Genomic DNA, 17888 nt, shown 5'->3' on the forward strand with positions numbered 1-17888 from the left:
AAGCACCTCGGGGTCAAAACGGTGGCGGTTTTGACCCCGGATTTACCATGTTTTAATCATGATTTGTGACGAATTAGCTCGTATAAAGACAAGTAAGTCTGTATTTCTACAGTTTAGGCGCAGTAACTGGTACAATTCAAGTAAGGACCGAAAAAAGGAGGGGATTAGGATGCACGTTGCAGCAATGATTATGGCGATCTTGGTTGCCGTTGAACATTTATTTATTTTGTGGCTGGAAATGTTTAATGCGGATAGTGAAATGGCCGCAAAAGCGTTTGGAATTCCACGGCAAACGCTACAGTCGCCGTCAGTGCAATTATTGTTTAAAAATCAAGGGTTATATAACGGTTTCTTGGCCGTCGGTATTTTATACAGCTTGTTTGTGATTCCGGCCGTCGCGAGCGTCGGGGCAACCCTGTTTTTCTTAGCCTGTGTGATGGTTGCCGCGGTTTATGGTAGTATTACTGTCAGTCGCGCAATCGTCGTGATTCAGGGGCTACCGGCATTAATTGCGTTTATTCTGATGTATTTTGCTTAACCGGTTCTTTGAAGTAATGCCATTATATTAGTGTTAATAAAAAACGTTGCTACGTGATTCTGTAGCAACGTTTTTGGTTGTCTAAGCTATCCATATTATATGGCAGATTGGATTACACTTTGCCAATGACCGTCGTTTTAGCAGTTGCTAGCACGTGACCGGCAATGGCATCATGAAATTCGTTGAGCCAGTATCCAGGTTGGAGGTCTAACTCAGTATCAAGTGCAAATAGTTTAAATGAATAACGATGATCCTTGTCAGGCGGATACGGGCCGACGTAGTGTTGGCTAACTTTCGGATCAGTCTCGTGAACATAGGCGCCCGCTGTGGAATTATTACCTTGGACCATCGGAATAGCACCGGTCTGACTGGCATTTTCAGGGATGTGGGTCGTGGTTGCCGGTAAATTGGCGGCAATCCAATGAATCCAGGTGAAGCCACCTACCGGAATTGCATCGTGGTCAACGAAAGTGAACGCCAGTGAATGGGTGCCAGCTGGCACATCACTAATGTCAACGGGAAACGAGATGATGGGGTGGCCCTTATACGTTTGGGCAACGGCCGCTTGTTTGGAATAGGTGGCTGCAAGGGCGCCATTGATGGTCGGAATTGATAGTTGCATTGCAAATCCCTCCTCGTGTAATTAGTCTTATTATAACGCTAATAGTCGCTGGCGTAGTGCTGGGTCAACCGCATAAATATAAAGCCCATAACGACCACGTTTCATCAAGACGTTGATTGAGTTAAAGATAATCTGCTGTTTAAGGGGACGCAGATCGCCTAAGTCTGTCCGGTTTTTGAACGCTTCTTGATCTTCATAGCGTTCAGGGCGAACGACAATCCGATCATGGTCTTCATCATAGCCTACAGAAGGGCCAAGAATGACCCCCGCATAATTCAAATCAAACCCTTGAATGGTATAAATAGAACCAACTTCATTCAGTGTCTCAGGTCGTAAGGCCCAAGGATCATCAGTTAAGTTGACTTTATCCCACGGAAGCTTCAATTGTCCGGCCGTCACGTACCAAGTGCCATGATTAACGACGTACGGGAAGTCAGCGGTTGCCACCATCCGAGCGAGTCCATACTGCTGGTCGCGTTGTTTGATCAGGTCGTATAAGGGTTGCCCGTCATCAAAAAAGCGTAGATCAAAGTTATCGCTAACGGGTTTTGGTTGTAATTGCCCGCGGGTAAAACCATCGATCCAGTCGACAACATCGGCGCCGCCAGTGACCCGAAATTGCTCGTCTAAGTTGTAGCTCGCGTGCGGGTACTGGTCTAAAAATGGCTTGAGATCGTTGCTGTGCCAGTAGCTCTTTAACTTCAAGACTTGACGGGTGTCGAAGACGAGGACAACGACGCGACTATGATTGATCAGTTCCGTTAACTGGTTGTGACCTGTAAAGCGGTTATAGCGGTCTGGTTGCGTGAGTAATAGGTGCGCTTCGTCAATAAAAACAACGTCTGCTTGCCGGTGGTCTTTTGCCAACCGGTTGATCAACGGAGTGGGTTTTTGAAAGTCTTTTTTGCGCAAGACGGGATCTTCACCAGCTAAGCGCTTATAAATTTTGAGCATTTCATTGTGATTGACGACGAGATAGTTGTCAGTGGCCTGCAAATCGTTTGGTGTCAAGCTACGATTGAGGGCTTGTAGCCGAGCAAACGCGGCGGCTAATACGGCACTCTTGCCAGTTCCTGCATCACCATGAATAACAAAGAGGCTGGGCTGTTTTTGCTGGCGATGGGTACGGATAAAAGTTAATAGTTGGTGCTCTAATGATTGTTGTGCCGGTGACAACGCAGCTTGATCATTTAGCTTGAACGTTGCGGCACTGATTGTAGATGACATATTTTTTCACTCCCAAATACATTATACCTGCATATTGGGGCTAATTGAAATGAGAGTCATTACAGTTGGTGGTAGAATAGAATTATGACAAAGTGTGGGAGGAAGTAACATGAAACTTGATTTTTCGGTGGCGGTGCATAGTATCCTGTACCTTGATGCACACCGTGATAGTAAGGTCTCTAGTCGGGAACTCGCGCAGTCACTGCATCTTAACCCGGTGATGATTCGCAATATTTTATCAGTTCTACATAAGCATGGATATTTAACGGGGACGGTTGGTAAAAATGGGGGCTACCAATTAGACTTGGCGTTGGCCGATATGAACCTCGGCAATCTATATGATTTAACCATCCCCCCAACAATTAGCTATGCGCGCTTCATTACGGGACCATCCAAAACGGATGAACAGGCTGATCAATCCCCGATTGCGGCCAATATTAGTGAAACGTTGACGGATTTATTTACAGTAGCTGACCGTCAATATCGGGCTTACTATCATCAGTTTACGATGGCTGATTTACAAGCCGACCTGAACCACCACGGCACGTTTTTACAACACGAACAAGATTCAGAATCTTAAGTAAAAAGTATCACTTGATTGGAAAACAAGGCGATTTTCGTTAATAACCTTAATTTGAAACGGGTTTGCCATTCAGGATTGTCAGGGCTAATTATCGGTGCTATCTTAGATGTCATTATGAAAGTGGCATTGAGATTGAAAGGGGCCTTGGCAATGACAGCACGGTTAGTGTTAATTCATGAAGTTGGTCGTTATCGAGAATTATCGGAACAACGATACTGGTTAGAATCCGCCGATTTTTGGGGTGTCGATGGGCGTGGCGCGACGGTCAATGAGGCCATTGGTAACTTTTTGACCAACCTCGTGCAATATTGCCGCGACTATTACCAACGTGGCTTGTGGCAACTTGATGATCGGTTGTTACAGCTAGACCACGTTGATACAGTGTTAGCGTACGCGCAGGCCGGTAAGTCACCAGCACCATTATTTCTGTTTAAATTAGTTCCGGCGGATCATGAGTTGGCGTCTGCTTAATCGAAATATTGACGAATTCTTAAAGAAGCGTTCATACTTCCACCACACTCCTGCGCTAAACTATGCGGTATAATCAAAGCGTAAATTAATTGGAGGGTGTTGTATGGAATTAGATAAGATTTATCAGTTAATGGACAAGTTTGAACAAAGCAGTTTAACTAGTTTTGAGTATCGGGACCAAGATTTTGAAATTCAAATGGGTAAGAAGGGACACGGCAAGACGACGGTGACCCCGCAGCCGGCGCCACTTCCCAATCAGCCGGTGATTGACCCAACACCGGTCTCAACGGTTAGTACCCCAGTTGTTGCGGAGGCGGAACCAACCCCAGTGGCGACCAGTACGGCTAGCAATCCGACGAGCGTTGTAACATCTGATCCTGAACCAGAACCAGCGCCGATTGATCCTAAAGAATGCGTGACGGCACCGGTCGTCGGAATCTATTACCCAGCGCATTCTTCAGAAGAAGCGCCATACGTTAAGTTAGGCGACCACGTTAGCGTTGGTCAACAAGTCGGCCTCATTCAAGCGATGCAGATGATGCGGCCAGTGGTTGCTAAGCAAGCGGGGACGGTCAAGGCCTTCCTAGTGAAGAATGGTGAAGAAGTCAACTTCGGTCAACCATTGATTCAATTAATCCCAGATACACCGGATGACATTTAATCAGGTACTGTCAGTGGTTGCTGAACGTATTAAGCACTATGTCTTGATAAAAGCGTGACACAAACTAAAAATGAACCACTTCAAGCGCACATGATAGTTGTGCAAGCTGAAGTGGTTCATTTTTTAGCTTAATTAATGACGATTGGTAGTGGTTTATTTAGGTTGGTCAATGGCTGCCACGGTTTCTAGGAACCATTTGTTGAAAGCAGCCGCATCAATATCGACACAAACGGTCGCGTTGGTTTTACCGTCATGGTAAGCACCACGAATATCGCCAACGGTCTCGCCATTAGCGGGGCCCTCCGTCTGGACATCAATCCACATCTTTTCAGTCGTGAAGGCTTCTGGATGTAGTAAGTAGAAGAGTGTATTGACATCGTGCATCGCAACGCCAGTCTGGTTGCGGTCGTTGTAATGACCAAAGAGGGCGTGAAGCATTTCGCCAGTTTTACCGAGGGCCGGTAACTGTTCAATCGATTCGCGCGTTAAGAGGGCCTTCATCGTCACGTCTAAGCCGACCATGGTAATTGGAACGCCGGATTGGTACATGATTTCAGCCGCATGCGGGTCGGTAAAGACGTTGAATTCTGCAGCGCTGGTCATATTACCTTTGCCTAAGGCCCCACCCATCGCAACGATTTCTTTAATGTGTGGCATTACTTCGGGGTAGGTCTTAAATAAGAGCGCGATGTTGGTATAGGCTCCCGTTGGCACTAACGTAATCGGTTGTTCAGCAGCCATGATGTAGTCACGGAGCGCTTCAACGGCTGTTTCTGGTAATGGTTTCGCAAGGTCAGTCGGGAAGTCATAACCCGGCATTCCTGAAACACCGTGAATTCGGACGGCATCTTCAAACGGCTTGATCAGCGGTTGGGCAGCCCCACCCGCTACGGGAACGTCACTGTTAAAGAAGCGCGTTAGTTTGAGCGCATTCAGCGTCGTTTTGTCGACCGTCACATTGCCGGCGACCGTTGTAATTAATTGTAAGTCCAAGTCAGGATGATTTAACGCAAAGGTAATTGCGGCGGCATCATCAATACCAGGGTCAGTGTCCATGATAATCTTTGTTGACATGTTCATTCCTCCAATTAAATTGACGTGCTTGAAATTAGTTCTATTTTAGCATACTACGGGCAATGAATTCGATTGCAATTGTGAAGGGTTTGACGTAGCATGACAGTAAATACAGTTAACGATGGAGGAACGGATTATGAGTCAACCACGGGTCATCTTAATTACGGGCGCATCTTCGGGGATCGGTAAAGCAACTGCTTTGAAGTTACAAGCTCAGGGGAACATTGTGTACGGAGCCGCACGGCGGATTGAAAAAATGACGGATTTAGCAGCGGCTGGAGTGCACGTCTTAAAAGTCGACGTGACGGATGAAGCGACGTTAATCGCGGCTGTCAAAACGATTCAGGTCGAGCAGGGGCGCATTGATGTCCTAATCAATAATGCGGGGTATGGCTCATACGGTTCCTTGGAAGACGTTCCGGTCGCAGAAGGCGAGTACCAATTCAAGGTCAATGTCTTTGGTGTGATGCGGTTGACACAATTAGTTTTACCGTTGATGCGGGCACAACATCGTGGTCGCATCATTAATGTTTCTTCAATTGGGGGGAAGATCTATCAGCCTTTAAGTGCTTGGTATATGGGAACCAAACACGCAATTGAAGGGATGAGCGATTCGTTGCGGATGGAAGTCGCACCATTTGGTATAGATGTTGTCATCGTTGAACCTGGTGGCATCAAGACTGAATGGGCTGGTATTGCGGAAAAAAAGCTGTTGGCAGTTTCCGGTGAAACAGCTTATCATGAACAAGCCGTTAAGGTCGGTGCGATGCTGTCATTGTTCGATCAGTTTGCTTCCAATCCGGGAGTGATTGCTAAACTGATGGTTCGCGCTGTCAATGATGTGAAGCCCAAGACTCGCTATCACGCAGGTATGGGCGCAGGGGTCTCATTAACGGCTCGTCAGTGGTTGAGTGATCGTCAGTTTGACCGCATGATGAACTCCGCCGTCAATGGTGCGGCTAAGCTGTCAAAAGTTACGCGGCGTAAGGACCGGCGAACCGGGAGCCGGCATTATCGGCATGGCAAAATACCCGCTGATAATAATTAATCTGAATAATGATGCTAAGAAGCGAGCCTAACGATCACAGTTGTTATTGTGGTAGGGGTTCGCTTCTTTATTTCAAGTCTAAACTTTAAGCTTCCCCCATGTAGTATGGGAGAGATAGGGTCTCTATTTTAGCTGGTGCTTGGATGATGACAAGCAGGTGGATTCCTGTTCGTCAGCCGGTGAGCGTCCGATTCCGACCTCCGGAGCTGGGTGACAATTGCTGGAACGTAAGCCGACATCGATTTGAGCTAACGCACAACCCGCGTCATCTCAAATACGAGTCTTATTCTAAGCCGGAAGCAACCCACTTCCGACTTAGAATAATTTAGCTACCGAGCACGTTTCGTCAATATGGCATTAAGGCGTGAAAGGCCAGTATTTAAGACGTGGGCTTCGGCTTAAATCTGTGCCCACCACGTTCCGGCAATTGGCAGAAATGCCTGGAGGTCGGTGTAGGACGCGCACCCTAGGCAAGTTTACGCTAACTCGAACTTTTCCAGCGGGCCTAAGCTGGCTGCTTTGGACTTAGTTTTGCACCGCCATTATAGCTTCGTCATCACCGCCGTTAGCGTAGTCGTTGCGGTGGTCATCGCGGGATCGTCCGCGGGGTGGTAGGTGATGGTGAGGTTGGGAAATTCTTCGATAATGGGAATCAGCGTTTGCCATTGGGGAAGGTCTGGTTGGTCGGCTTCGGGAACGTCCCAGTTGTTTTGCCGCCAGCTTAAATAACGTTGTTCACTAATGATTGCCGCCACTTGTTCAGTGGTGGTGTGAATATGAACGGGTAAATCATGACGTTTCAACGTGGCGAGTGCGGCGGTCAGCGCACTCAAGGTCAGTGAAGTCTCGGTATGTCCGTAGCCACCGTCATTTAGTGCCTTTTGATGGTCAGCGTATCGCAGAATGACGACCCAAGCAGCGGGGGTCGTTGCGGTGATGTTGGTCGAGTGGTGGTCGGTACTTGCAAGGTAAAGATGAATCGTAGTCATTGGTGGGGCCTCCTTAATCGTAATGATAATCCATTGAGTGGTTCATCTAGTAATTTCGTAAAAACTAGCTAGCTTCATTTTAAATTAATGAATAATTTCAACGTGAAACTACAATAGTTACAAAATCCAGTAAATTGCCAGTGCGTATTACTATTATTTTTGCGGGAGTATGCTACGATTAAATACATGGATAAACAGGAAGTTATTAAGCAATAAAGGTGAGCACTGGAGGTTAGCATGCAGACATTAATACAGACGTTTATGGATCGACGCGGGGATTTGTTGACTGCGCTATGGCAACACTTGGGGATTTCATTAGCATCATTAGTCATCGCAATGGTGATTGCGATTCCGTTGGCCATTTGGGTCGTTCGACGACCACGGTGGGCCGAGGGATTGTTACAGCTCACGAGTGTCTTACAGACGATTCCGTCTTTGGCACTGTTAGGGTTATTGATTCCGTTAGTTGGGATTGGAACGGTGCCAGCAGTAATTGCGCTGGTGATCTACGCGCTACTGCCGATTTTTCAAAATACTTATTTGGGTATCTCAGAAATCGATGCCTCAATTGAAGAGGCCGCCGATGCCTTTGGGATGTCACGAATGCGTAAGTTGTTTAAAGTTGAACTACCCATTGCCCTACCACAGATCATTGCTGGGATTCGGACCGCGCTCGTTTTAATCATTGGGACGGCTACTTTGGCCGCTTTGATTGGTGCTGGGGGTCTCGGGACCTTTATCATGCTCGGTATTGACCGTAATGATACCTCGTTATTATTGATTGGGGCCATCTCATCAGCATTGTTAGCAATTCTGCTGAGTGCGCTCGTTCGGTGGTTTCAAACGGCTAAACCACGCCACGCCTTAATCGTCTTTGTCGGTATTTTAGCTTTACTTGGTGGTGGCGGGGCTTATAGTGTCTATGCCAATCGAGTTGAAACAATTACGATTGCAGGTAAACTCGGTTCCGAACCAGAAATCTTGATTAATATGTATAAGCAGCTGATTGAAGCTGAAGATGAACACGTTCATGTGACGCTCAAGCCTAACTTTGGCAAGACCACGTTCTTATTCAGCGCGTTAAAGAATAATCAGGTTGATATTTATCCTGAATTTACTGGCTCGGTGCTGGAGACCTTAGTTAAGGGAAATAACCCAGCTGGTCAAACAGCTAACCAGACCTATCAGCTCGCCAAACAGCGCCTCGCTAAACAGGAACAAATGACTTACTTGAAGCCGATGCAGTATAACAATACGTACGCATTGGCAGTGACTAAGAAATTTCAACAAGAACATCATTTGAAGACAATCAGCGACTTAACGCAAGTTGAATCGATTCTGAAACCCGGAATGACCCTAGAGTTTATTGATCGTAATGATGGCTTAAAAGGAATCAAGAAGACTTATGGGTTAGACGTGACTGCCAAGTCGATGGAGCCGGCGCTACGCTATGAAGCCATCAGTAAGGGGAAAATCAACTTGGTAGATGCCTATGCGACGGATAGTGAATTACGGCAGTATCACTTGGCCTTATTGAAGGATAACAAGCACTTCTTCCCAACGTATCAAGGGGCACCGTTGATGAAGACGAGCTTTGCCAACAAACATCCTAAGGTCGTTAAAGCGTTGAATAAGTTAGCAGGAAAGATTTCAGAAACTGATATGCAAGAAATGAACTATGAAGTCAATGTTAAGAAGCAGTCCGCTTCGACGGTTGCTCACCGCTATCTTGTGAAGCACGGTTTATTGAAGGAGGGACGTTAAATGACAACGGCAATTGAATTTCAACACGTCCAGAAAGACTTTAATGGGCAGACCGTGATTCCCGACCTTAATTTAACGATTGACCAGGGCGAGTTATTTGTTTTGGTAGGGACCTCTGGGAGTGGCAAAACGACGTCACTTAAAATGATCAACTGCTTAGAGCCACTGACGGCTGGTAAAATCCTAGTTAATGGTACTGATACAACCACGATACCAGTCCGAAGTCTACGGTGGCAAATGGGGTATGTCTTACAGCAAATTGCCTTGTTCCCAACGATGACGGTGGCGCAAAATATCGCCGTGATTCCAGAAATGAAAGGGACAGCTAAGAAGGAAATTAATCAAACGATTGATGAGCTATTGGCGGAAGTTGGCCTCGATCCAAAGGAATACCGTGACCGGATGCCGTCAGAATTATCCGGTGGTGAGCAGCAACGCATCGGTATCTTACGGGCGATTGCGGCGCAACCAGATATTGTTTTGATGGATGAACCATTTAGTGCGTTAGACCCCATCTCGCGGCAACAATTGCAAGACTTGGTCTTACGGCTACACGCCCGCTATCACAACACGATCGTCTTCGTGACGCATGATATGAATGAGGCGTTGAAGTTGGGTGACCGGATCGGTGTCATGCAACACGGTCAGTTAGTACAAGTCGATACGCCGGCTGCTCTGGCTCAGCATCCAGTGAACGACTTTGTGCGAAACTTCTTTGGCGCGAGCCGAGCTAAAAATGTCTATGATGTCTACGTTGGGCGTGTCGGGCTTATTCAGGGTTATCTCACAGAAAAACCCAGTGTTGCGAGTGGTCGGATTCAATCGTTAGACGTTCAAGCCACGTTACGCACCGCCTTTACGGCATTGACAGATCACGATTATGTGGCGGTCACGGAAGAAAATCGGGTTGTTGGCTATTTGGATCGCCAACGAATCGTGGCTTACTTGAGTCAACATGAAGAAGTATCTTAATCGTCAATTAAGGATGAATCAGTTACACTAGGTTGTGATAATTGATGGTCGCTAATGAATTTAAGGAGGAATTTCGAATGGCGGAACAGTATGATGTTGTTGTGATTGGTGGCGGACCAGCCGGCAATGCCATGGCTAGCGGTTTAAAGTCCCAGGGCAAGACAGTGTTGATCGTTGAAGCGGATCTGTGGGGCGGCACTTGTCCTAACCGCGGTTGTGACCCTAAGAAAATCCTGTTAAGCGCCGTCGAAGCGCGACAAGCGGCGCAACATTTACAAGGGCAGGGCCTGATTGGCGCGCCCAAAATTGATTGGCCAGCACTGATGGCGCATAAACGAGGCTATACGGATGGCATCAACGATGGGACGTTGAACGGACTAACGGGGCAAGATATTGCGACGTTACATGGTCAAGCGCACTTTCAATCCGACAATCAGTTAGCGGTCGGGGATCGAGTAGTCAGTGCGACTGATTACGTGATTGCTACTGGTCAGCGTCCAGCGATTCTACCGATTACCGGGCACGAATACTTTAAGACGAGCACTGACTTCTTAGATTTGGACCAGATGCCTAAACGCGTGACATTCGTAGGTGGTGGCTACGTAGGCTTTGAATTGGCGACGATTGCGAATGCCGCTGGCGCTGATGTGCACGTGATTCATCATAATGACCGCCCGTTAAAAGCTTTTGATGCAGATTTGGTTAAGGATTTGATGGCCGCAATGACGGCTGATGGAATCACGTTTGACTTGAATACGGATGTCCAAGCAATTACTAAAACGGCGACCGGTCTACAATTGACAGCTGATAATTTCGAGCTGACAACGGATCTGGTCATCAGCTCAGCGGGACGGATTCCGAACGCGGACCAGTTAGGCCTAGCCAACGTGGGCGTTACCTTTGATCGGCATGGGATTCAAGTCAATGATCATTTGCAGACGGCCAACCCGCACATTTATGCCATTGGGGATGTCAGCGATACACCGGTACCGAAGTTAACGCCAGTTGCAGGTTTTGAAGCGCGTTATCTGGTCGGTGAGTTGACGCATCCCGGCGCAGCCATAAAGTATCCCGTTGTGCCAACGCAGGTTTTTGCAGCGCCCAAGTTAGCGCAAGTCGGGACCAGCGCGGCCGCGGCGACTGAGCATCCAGATGAGTATCGTGTCAATACACTTGATATGACGAAGTGGTTCACTTATTACCGCTTTGGCGCACAACAAGCCCAAGCTAAAGTAGTGGTTGCTAAAGCGAGTGGACAGGTTGTGGGTGCTACCCTTCTAAGTGATGTTGCCGACGAGATGATTAACTACTTCACGTTGTTAATTGAAAAACACGTGACTTTACCAGATTTACAACGGTTGGTATTGGCTTACCCAACGCCGGCTAGTGACTTACAATACTTGTATTAATGTGTGGTTGAATTAAATCAAAGTCCAGCTATTCAGCTTAACTGAATATGTCAACACTAACGGAGTGACCAGGAGTGACCAGGAATGACCGGCCGCTCTTTTTTTGTTTGACCGGAATATCGAGACCGAATGACAGCGTAACCTGTTCGTCGTCATTTTCGTGGCAGGATTGCTTCAGGGTGTAAGCACTGTGAAAAAAATTCAAAATCAAAACCCATAACGAGCCCCTCAGTGTTAGTAAATTAATTATTTTATGAAACCAGAAGCTGCCGCTTAAACGTGACGATGCTTGCTATGGCAGTATCGAACTGTGACATAGTAAAAACTAGTTTTAAAGTAAATTCAATTGTGCAAAATTTAATTTATGCAAATCTATTCACAAAATGGTCGCGACATGGTATGATTCAATCATCAATTATGATAGCGTTTTCATAAAACTGTTATGACTAAGGAGTGACACACCATGACCGACAAGTACATTATGGCAATTGACGAAGGGACAACCAGTACCCGCGCCATTATCTTTGACCATGCGGGCCATAAAGTGGCCGACTCACAACGGGAATTTCCACAATATTTCCCGCAGCCGGGCTGGGTCGAACATAATGCCAATGAAATCTGGAATGCTGTCTTGTCTACTATTGCGAATGCCTTCATTGAATCGGGAATCAAACCCGCTCAAATTAGTGGTATTGGAATTACGAATCAACGGGAAACAACCATCGTTTGGGACAAGCAAACTGGCTTGCCAATCTATAACGCAATCGTGTGGCAATCACGGCAAACCGCGCCGATTGCTGAGAAGCTGGTTAAAGATGGCTATGGTGATTTGATTCATCAACATACGGGACTCGTCACAGACGCTTACTTCTCGGCAACTAAAATTCGCTGGATCTTAGACCACGTGAAGGGGGCCCAAGAACGAGCTGAAAAGGGTGAATTACTCTTTGGAACGATCGATACGTGGCTCCTATGGAAACTTACCGGTGGGGCCACCCACGTGACGGATTATTCCAATGCCAGTCGGACGATGCTCTTCAATATTCATGATTTGAAGTGGGACGACCAGATTTTGCAATTATTAAATATTCCAGCGGCGATGTTGCCAGAAGTTCGCACTAATTCTGAAGTTTATGGCAAGACCAAGGACTACCATTTCTTTGGGTCGGAAGTTCCAATTAGTGGGATGGCTGGTGATCAACAAGCGGCCTTGTTTGGTCAACTGGCGTTTGAACCGGGAACCGTGAAGAATACTTACGGGACTGGGGCTTTTATCGTGATGAACACCGGTGAAAAACCCCAATTATCCGATAATAATCTATTGACCACGATCGGTTACGGCATCAACGGTAAAGTGTACTACGCCTTGGAAGGGTCAATTTTCGTTGCCGGTTCAGCGATTCAGTGGTTGCGTGATGGAATTCGCCTAGTTGAAAGCGCTCCCGATTCTGAACGGGCGGCGCGCGAATCGCATAATGAAAATGAAGTCTATGTGGTTCCGGCCTTTACTGGTTTAGGGGCACCATATTGGGACTCTGAAGCACGTGGCTCAGTCTTTGGCTTGACGCGTGGCACGACTCGTGAAGATTTTATTAAAGCAACCTTGCAAGCATTGGCTTACCAAACGCGGGACGTGGTTGAAACAATGAAGAAAGATTCCGGTATTGAGATTCCAGTATTAAAAGTTGACGGTGGCGCTGCCCGTAATGACTGGTTGATGCAATTTCAGGCGGATATCTTGGATACGCAAATTATGCGGGCTGCTAATCTGGAAACGACAGCGCTTGGTGCTGCCTTCTTAGCCGGGCTTAGCGTTGGTTATTGGCAGGATTTGGAAGAATTAAAAGCGTCGTATAAGCCCGGCACGAGTTTTGACCCTGAGATGGGGCCAGCTGAACGGACGAACTTATACGAGGGATGGCAGGCAGCGGTCAAAGCGACCCAAGTCTTTAAGCACACCCCATATCACGCAGGAAAATAGAGGAGGACAACAACATGGCATTTTCAGCAACGACGCGTCAACAAAATATTGAACGCTTGCAAAATGAAACGTTAGATTTACTCGTTATCGGTGGTGGGATTACCGGTGCCGGTGTCGCCATTCAATCAACCGCAATGAACATGAAGACCGGGTTGATCGATATGCAAGACTTTGCAGAAGGGACTTCATCACGGTCGACGAAACTGGTCCATGGGGGTATTCGTTACTTAAAGACGTTTGACGTGGGGGTAGTCGCCGATACCGTTAAAGAACGGGCGGTCGTCCAGGGGATTGCGCCACACATTCCTAAGCCCGACCCAATGTTATTGCCGATTTATGATGAGACGGGAGCGACCTTCGACCTCTTTTCTGTCAAAGTGGCGATGGATCTGTATGATAAGCTCGCCGAAGTTAAAGATCCTAAATTCACCAATTATACCCTTTCGCGCGAGGAAGTCTTACAACGGGAACCACAGCTGAACCCTAAACATTTAGTTGGTGGCGGTGTTTACCTTGATTTTCGGAATAATGATGCGCGCCTAGTGATTGAAAACATTAAGAAGGCTCACGAAAATGGTGGGATTATGGCAAGTCATGTGAAGGCGACCGGCCTCTTACATGATGATGATGGCCGGATCAATGGTATCACCGCTGAAGACTTATTGACTGGTGCATCGTTCGAGATTCATGCCCGAATCGTCATCAATACGACCGGTCCATGGTCAGACACGATTCGTAAGATGGACCATACTGAAAAGTATCAATCCCAGATGCGGCCAACCAAGGGTGTACATTTAGTCGTTGACGCTGAGAAACTCCCAGTGCCACAACCAACCTATTTTGATTCTGGTGATCAAGATGGCCGGATGATCTTCGTGGTGCCACGTGAAAACAAGACGTATTTCGGAACGACTGATACGGATTATCATGGTGATCTGAAACACCCGACCGTTACGCAAGAAGATGTTGACTACTTGTTGGAAATCGTCAACCGTCGCTTTCCAACTGCTAAAATCACCTTAGATGATATTGAGGCTAGTTGGGCCGGATTGCGGCCACTGATTGCCGCTAACGGTAGTTCCGATTATAACGGTGGTAATTCAGGGAAAATCAGTGATAAGAGCTTCAAGGAAGTTATCAAGGTTGTTGATCAGTTTGAAAGTCAGGAAGCTAGTCGTGAAGATGTCGAAAGTGTCCTGAATGACTTGGAAACTTCCTTGGCAGAGGACAAACTCAGTCCGTCAGCGGTTTCACGCGGTAGTTCGTTGACTAGTAGTCCAGACGGGCTGTTGACCCTTGCTGGTGGGAAGATTACTGATTACCGTAAAATGGCTGCGGGTGCCATGGCGCTGATTGCCAAGATTTTAGCAGATAAGTATGATGCCCACTTTAATGAAATCAATTCGAAGAACCTCCCCGTTTCTGGTGGCGATATTGATCCGCACAACGTGGATGCAACGATTGCATTTTATGCTAAACAAGGGACGGATAATGGTTTGACGAATGATGAAGCGTTGCGGATTGCAAATATGTACGGTTCCAATGCTGCGCGGGTCTTTAGTCTGATTGGTAAAGTTGAACCGACGCACGGTCTGAGCTTAGCCGAAACGATTAGCTTACGTTATGCTTTGGATGAAGAAATGACCCTGACGCCAGTCGACTACTTGCTGCGGCGCACTAACCACTTGTTATTCATGCGAGATACGCTGGATGGCTTAAAGGATGGCGTCATAGCGACAATGGCCGATTACCTTGGTTGGGATGCTGCAACGGTCAAAGCACAAACCGAATTATTGAATCAGACGATTGCTGAATCGGACTTAACAGCACTGAAGCAGGGCTAAGGAATGGGGTGGTCATGATGAAAGATCCATTAGCACTACAATTGTTGGGGGAATTTCTCGGGACCTTTATCTTGATTCTGTTAGGTGATGGGGTTGTAGCTGGGGTAACGCTCAATAAATCCAAAGCGCAAAATGCGGGCTGGGTTGCGATTACCTTAGGTTGGGGATTTGCAGTCACGATGGGCGTCTATGCATCCAGCTTTATGAGCCCCGCACATCTTAATCCAGCGGTCTCACTAGGAATGGCAGTGGCCGGTAAGTTCCCATGGGCCTACGTGATTCCATATAGTGCGGCTCAGATTGCTGGTGGGGTGATTGGTGGCCTCGTGGTTTGGTTGCACTACTACCCACACTGGCAAGCAACTAAGGATGCTGGCGCGATTCTCGGCATTTTTGCAACCGGTCCTGGTATCCGGCGGTATTTCTGGAACTTTATCAGTGAAGTGATTGGAACGTTCGTCCTAGTCTTTGGCTTGTTAGCCTTCACGAAAGGCCAATTTACGGCGGGATTAAACCCGATTGTTGTCGGAATTCTGATTATCGCTATCGGGCTGTCTCTGGGTGGAACGACCGGGTATGCAATTAACCCAGCCCGGGATTTAGGGCCCCGCATTGCGCACGCGGTATTGCCCATCGCCAATAAAGGAACTTCTGATTGGGCCTACAGTTGGGTGCCAATCGCTGGACCATTGGTTGGTGGCGCGTTAGGCGCACTGTTGTTTAATGTATTGCCATAATTTTATGACTGATTTGATATAAACCGTGAGGACTGTTGGAATTGACAACAGTCCTCACGGTTTTATTTGTGAGTTAACCGAGATGTTTGACTAGACTTTATATATAGAATGGATTTGGAAAAACATCCTAAACTAAACAAACCCGCTGTATTCTACGCACACATCACAGTAGAATACAGCGGGTTTGTTTAATTAATTTAACAAGCTAGGATCAATCTGGCGGTCTTTAAAGTAGTACTGACGGTCGTGATCATTAATGTGTCGCAAGATATGGGCGGGATTCCCCACGGCGACGACGTTATCGGGTAAGTCTTTGGTCACGATGCTACCAGCGCCAACGACGACATTGTCGCCAATCGTAATACCGGGTAGTACGATGGCACCTGCGCCGAACCAACAGTTACGGCCGATATGAACTGGCATATTGTACTGATAAGCTTGTTCGCGCAATGATGGCAAAATCGGATGGCCCGCGGTTGCAATTGTCACGTTGGGGCCGAACATCGTATAGTCGCCAACGTAAATATGGGTATCATCTACCAGTGTTAGGTTAAAATTGGCGTAAACTCCCTTGCCAAAGTGGACATGGTGCCCACCAAAGTTACTGTGAAACGGTGGTTCGATGTAACACTTCGGGCCGATTTCTGCGAACATCTTGCTAAGTAGAATTTGGCGCTTGGTTAGTTCGCTGGGCCGAGTTTGGTTGAAATCATAGAGCTGATCGAGATAGCCAAATTGGCGTTTTTCAAGTTCAGGGTCGTTAGGTAAGTAGAGTTCGCCAGTATGAAGACGATCGTTATTATTGGTCATTAATTAAACTTCCTTTCGTGGATGATGGCTGCCGGTAATCAAGGCTAAGCCACCTAAAATGAGCATAATCCAAATGAGAACGTTGGCGGTGAGCGTCTGTGGCCCAAGTTGGCCGAGACTGTTCCAGACCAGTGGCGCAAAGAAAGCGCTGATAATGGTGGCAATCGTCAGGTAGCTACTCAGGACGTTGACTTGAATGGTATCCAGGCCAGTATTGCTAGTGAAGACCAAATATGGCCCGGTGTACGAGTAAATAAAGTTGAAAAATACGGCAGCGCCAATAGCCACAGTTGCATTGGATGCCAACCATAATACTAAGACTGAAATAGCTGCTCCGGCATAGCCTAAGGTTAAGGTGAACCGGTGTAAATAGCGGTATAGATAGCCAAAAGTGAGACCAGCCAGCAAGCCACCGATGTTCATGGCTGCTAAGGTTAAGTTGATAGTGGCGGCGTTACCAAAATGACGGGCGCTAAAGTAACTCGGCAGCTTTAATTGAACGCCCCAGATGAGTAGATAGGTGATAAAGGTAAGTCCTAGTAACGTCCACTGGTGCCGTGGTAGTTGTGTCTTTTCAGTGCGTGCGTGATTAGTCGTTGTTGATGGAACAGTGGGTTCCGGTACGAACCACGCCACGCCCCCAGCAACAATCACCAGTAGCCCGTATAGCCAAAAGACGGCGTGCCAACTGAGACTGATCAGCAGGCCTGCTAATCCTAGCAATATCGCGTTACCTAGGGCTGAGAGGCCCGTCTGGTAACCTAACAGTCGGGCCCGTAAATCACCGGTAAAGCTGTGGGTCAACAAACTGATGGCATGTGGTGAAAAGAGGCCGACGCCTAATCCTAATCCGAGCCGACTGACCATGATTACGGTAAAGTTAGTCGTGATAGCGGGAATCAGTCCCATGATGGCGCTGATCAAGAGTCCACTAATCACGATTGGCCGTAATCCCCACCGGCTTGTTAATCGGGGGTTGAGTAACAAAGTAATCAATGCGCTACAGTTGGCGATGGTGACGAGCCATTCAATCAGCGTAGTCGGGACGGTGGGAAAGGTCCGTTTGAGCTGGGGAATGATTCCTGTAATAACGGTAGTGATGCCTGTTACAGTGGAAAGGCTAAGAATACTGATGGTGGTGGTCAACCGTGGTTGCAT

General features: G+C 47.3%; 17 protein-coding genes. 11 read left to right on the forward strand and 6 right to left on the reverse strand.

Annotated elements, in window-relative coordinates; genetic code table 11:
* The first annotated feature begins 169 nt into the window (after positions 1-169).
* Positions 170-538, forward strand: a complete 369-nt coding sequence (locus V7R88_RS01535) for a DUF1304 domain-containing protein (protein WP_013355173.1) — start codon at positions 170-172, stop codon at positions 536-538.
* A gap of 112 nt (positions 539-650) precedes the next feature.
* On the opposite strand, the gene V7R88_RS01540 is transcribed toward V7R88_RS01535, so the two are convergent.
* The gene (locus tag V7R88_RS01540) at positions 651-1160 is read right to left on the reverse strand and encodes a YbhB/YbcL family Raf kinase inhibitor-like protein (RefSeq protein WP_003641932.1); all 510 of its coding nucleotides are present in this window, start codon (positions 1158-1160) and stop codon (positions 651-653) included.
* Positions 1161-1190: 30 nt separating this feature from the next.
* Positions 1191-2387, reverse strand: a complete 1197-nt coding sequence (locus tag V7R88_RS01545) for a DUF2075 domain-containing protein (protein WP_003641933.1) — start codon at positions 2385-2387, stop codon at positions 1191-1193.
* 109 nt (positions 2388-2496) lie between these two features.
* On the opposite strand from V7R88_RS01545, the gene V7R88_RS01550 reads away from it, so the two are divergent.
* The 3 genes from V7R88_RS01550 (at position 2497) to V7R88_RS01560 (ending at position 4102) form a co-directional block, all read left to right on the forward strand.
* Positions 2497-2967, forward strand: coding sequence for an RrF2 family transcriptional regulator (locus tag V7R88_RS01550; RefSeq protein WP_214334700.1), 471 nt, complete (start codon positions 2497-2499; stop codon positions 2965-2967).
* A gap of 153 nt (positions 2968-3120) precedes the next feature.
* Positions 3121-3441, forward strand: a complete 321-nt coding sequence (locus V7R88_RS01555) for a hypothetical protein (protein ID WP_223843866.1) — start codon at positions 3121-3123, stop codon at positions 3439-3441.
* A gap of 103 nt (positions 3442-3544) precedes the next feature.
* Positions 3545-4102 (forward strand): acetyl-CoA carboxylase biotin carboxyl carrier protein, encoded by a 558-nt coding sequence (locus V7R88_RS01560; RefSeq protein ID WP_063724645.1) that lies wholly within the window; start codon positions 3545-3547, stop codon positions 4100-4102.
* A 153-nt stretch (positions 4103-4255) separates the two neighbouring features.
* Here V7R88_RS01560 and rihC read toward each other — a convergent pair whose 3' ends face one another.
* Entirely contained in the window at positions 4256-5176 is a 921-nt protein-coding gene (gene rihC, locus V7R88_RS01565; RefSeq protein ID WP_063724646.1) for a ribonucleoside hydrolase RihC, read from the reverse strand.
* 136 nt (positions 5177-5312) lie between these two features.
* Here rihC and V7R88_RS01570 point away from each other — a divergent pair, with 136 nt between their 5' ends.
* Positions 5313-6224: an oxidoreductase gene (locus tag V7R88_RS01570; RefSeq protein WP_003643768.1), complete on the forward strand. Its 912-nt coding sequence runs from the start codon at positions 5313-5315 to the stop codon at positions 6222-6224.
* A 542-nt stretch (positions 6225-6766) separates the two neighbouring features.
* Here the strand turns inward: V7R88_RS01570 and V7R88_RS01575 are convergent.
* Positions 6767-7213, reverse strand: a complete 447-nt coding sequence (locus V7R88_RS01575; RefSeq protein ID WP_063724647.1) for a hypothetical protein — start codon at positions 7211-7213, stop codon at positions 6767-6769.
* A gap of 237 nt (positions 7214-7450) precedes the next feature.
* Here V7R88_RS01575 and V7R88_RS01580 point away from each other — a divergent pair, with 237 nt between their 5' ends.
* From V7R88_RS01580 to V7R88_RS01605, 6 genes are all read left to right on the forward strand, one after another.
* Positions 7451-8977: an ABC transporter permease/substrate-binding protein gene (locus V7R88_RS01580; RefSeq protein WP_003641940.1), complete on the forward strand. Its 1527-nt coding sequence runs from the start codon at positions 7451-7453 to the stop codon at positions 8975-8977.
* Positions 8978-9949: an ABC transporter ATP-binding protein gene (locus V7R88_RS01585; RefSeq protein ID WP_054397376.1), complete on the forward strand. Its 972-nt coding sequence runs from the start codon at positions 8978-8980 to the stop codon at positions 9947-9949.
* 77 nt (positions 9950-10026) lie between these two features.
* Entirely contained in the window at positions 10027-11358 is a 1332-nt protein-coding gene (locus V7R88_RS01590) for a dihydrolipoyl dehydrogenase family protein (RefSeq protein ID WP_114648395.1), read from the forward strand.
* A 463-nt stretch (positions 11359-11821) separates the two neighbouring features.
* Positions 11822-13339, forward strand: coding sequence for a glycerol kinase GlpK (gene glpK, locus V7R88_RS01595; protein ID WP_003643773.1), 1518 nt, complete (start codon positions 11822-11824; stop codon positions 13337-13339).
* A gap of 14 nt (positions 13340-13353) precedes the next feature.
* A complete protein-coding gene (glpO, locus tag V7R88_RS01600) occupies positions 13354-15183 on the forward strand; it encodes a type 1 glycerol-3-phosphate oxidase (RefSeq protein WP_003643774.1) in 1830 nt (609 codons plus the stop codon).
* A gap of 14 nt (positions 15184-15197) precedes the next feature.
* Positions 15198-15920 carry an MIP/aquaporin family protein gene (locus tag V7R88_RS01605; RefSeq protein WP_003641945.1) on the forward strand — a complete coding sequence of 241 codons (723 nt, stop codon included), beginning with the start codon at positions 15198-15200 and terminating at the stop codon, positions 15918-15920.
* 192 nt (positions 15921-16112) lie between these two features.
* Here the strand turns inward: V7R88_RS01605 and V7R88_RS01610 are convergent, their stop codons facing one another.
* Both V7R88_RS01610 and V7R88_RS01615 read right to left on the reverse strand, forming a co-directional pair.
* Positions 16113-16730 (reverse strand): sugar O-acetyltransferase, encoded by a 618-nt coding sequence (locus V7R88_RS01610; protein WP_015379760.1) that lies wholly within the window; start codon positions 16728-16730, stop codon positions 16113-16115.
* 3 nt (positions 16731-16733) lie between these two features.
* Complete coding sequence (locus V7R88_RS01615; RefSeq protein WP_003641963.1) at positions 16734-17888, reverse strand: MFS transporter; 1155 nt, start codon at positions 17886-17888, stop codon at positions 16734-16736.

This window comes from Lactiplantibacillus argentoratensis (assembly GCF_037290055.1).
Lineage (GTDB): Bacteria > Bacillota > Bacilli > Lactobacillales > Lactobacillaceae > Lactiplantibacillus > Lactiplantibacillus plantarum.

Coding starts and splice junctions, on each gene's coding strand:
- V7R88_RS01535 (WP_013355173.1), top strand. CDS start 170: ATGCACGTTGCAGCAATGATTATGGCGATCTTGGTTGCCGTTGAACAT.
- V7R88_RS01540 (WP_003641932.1), bottom strand. CDS start 1,160: ATGCAACTATCAATTCCGACCATCAATGGCGCCCTTGCAGCCACCTAT.
- V7R88_RS01545 (WP_003641933.1), bottom strand. CDS start 2,387: ATGTCATCTACAATCAGTGCCGCAACGTTCAAGCTAAATGATCAAGCT.
- V7R88_RS01550 (WP_214334700.1), top strand. CDS start 2,497: ATGAAACTTGATTTTTCGGTGGCGGTGCATAGTATCCTGTACCTTGAT.
- V7R88_RS01555 (WP_223843866.1), top strand. CDS start 3,121: ATGACAGCACGGTTAGTGTTAATTCATGAAGTTGGTCGTTATCGAGAA.
- V7R88_RS01560 (WP_063724645.1), top strand. CDS start 3,545: ATGGAATTAGATAAGATTTATCAGTTAATGGACAAGTTTGAACAAAGC.
- rihC (WP_063724646.1), bottom strand. CDS start 5,176: ATGTCAACAAAGATTATCATGGACACTGACCCTGGTATTGATGATGCC.
- V7R88_RS01570 (WP_003643768.1), top strand. CDS start 5,313: ATGAGTCAACCACGGGTCATCTTAATTACGGGCGCATCTTCGGGGATC.
- V7R88_RS01575 (WP_063724647.1), bottom strand. CDS start 7,213: ATGACTACGATTCATCTTTACCTTGCAAGTACCGACCACCACTCGACC.
- V7R88_RS01580 (WP_003641940.1), top strand. CDS start 7,451: ATGCAGACATTAATACAGACGTTTATGGATCGACGCGGGGATTTGTTG.
- V7R88_RS01585 (WP_054397376.1), top strand. CDS start 8,978: ATGACAACGGCAATTGAATTTCAACACGTCCAGAAAGACTTTAATGGG.
- V7R88_RS01590 (WP_114648395.1), top strand. CDS start 10,027: ATGGCGGAACAGTATGATGTTGTTGTGATTGGTGGCGGACCAGCCGGC.
- glpK (WP_003643773.1), top strand. CDS start 11,822: ATGACCGACAAGTACATTATGGCAATTGACGAAGGGACAACCAGTACC.
- glpO (WP_003643774.1), top strand. CDS start 13,354: ATGGCATTTTCAGCAACGACGCGTCAACAAAATATTGAACGCTTGCAA.
- V7R88_RS01605 (WP_003641945.1), top strand. CDS start 15,198: ATGATGAAAGATCCATTAGCACTACAATTGTTGGGGGAATTTCTCGGG.
- V7R88_RS01610 (WP_015379760.1), bottom strand. CDS start 16,730: ATGACCAATAATAACGATCGTCTTCATACTGGCGAACTCTACTTACCT.
- V7R88_RS01615 (WP_003641963.1), bottom strand. CDS start 17,888: ATGCAACCACGGTTGACCACCACCATCAGTATTCTTAGCCTTTCCACT.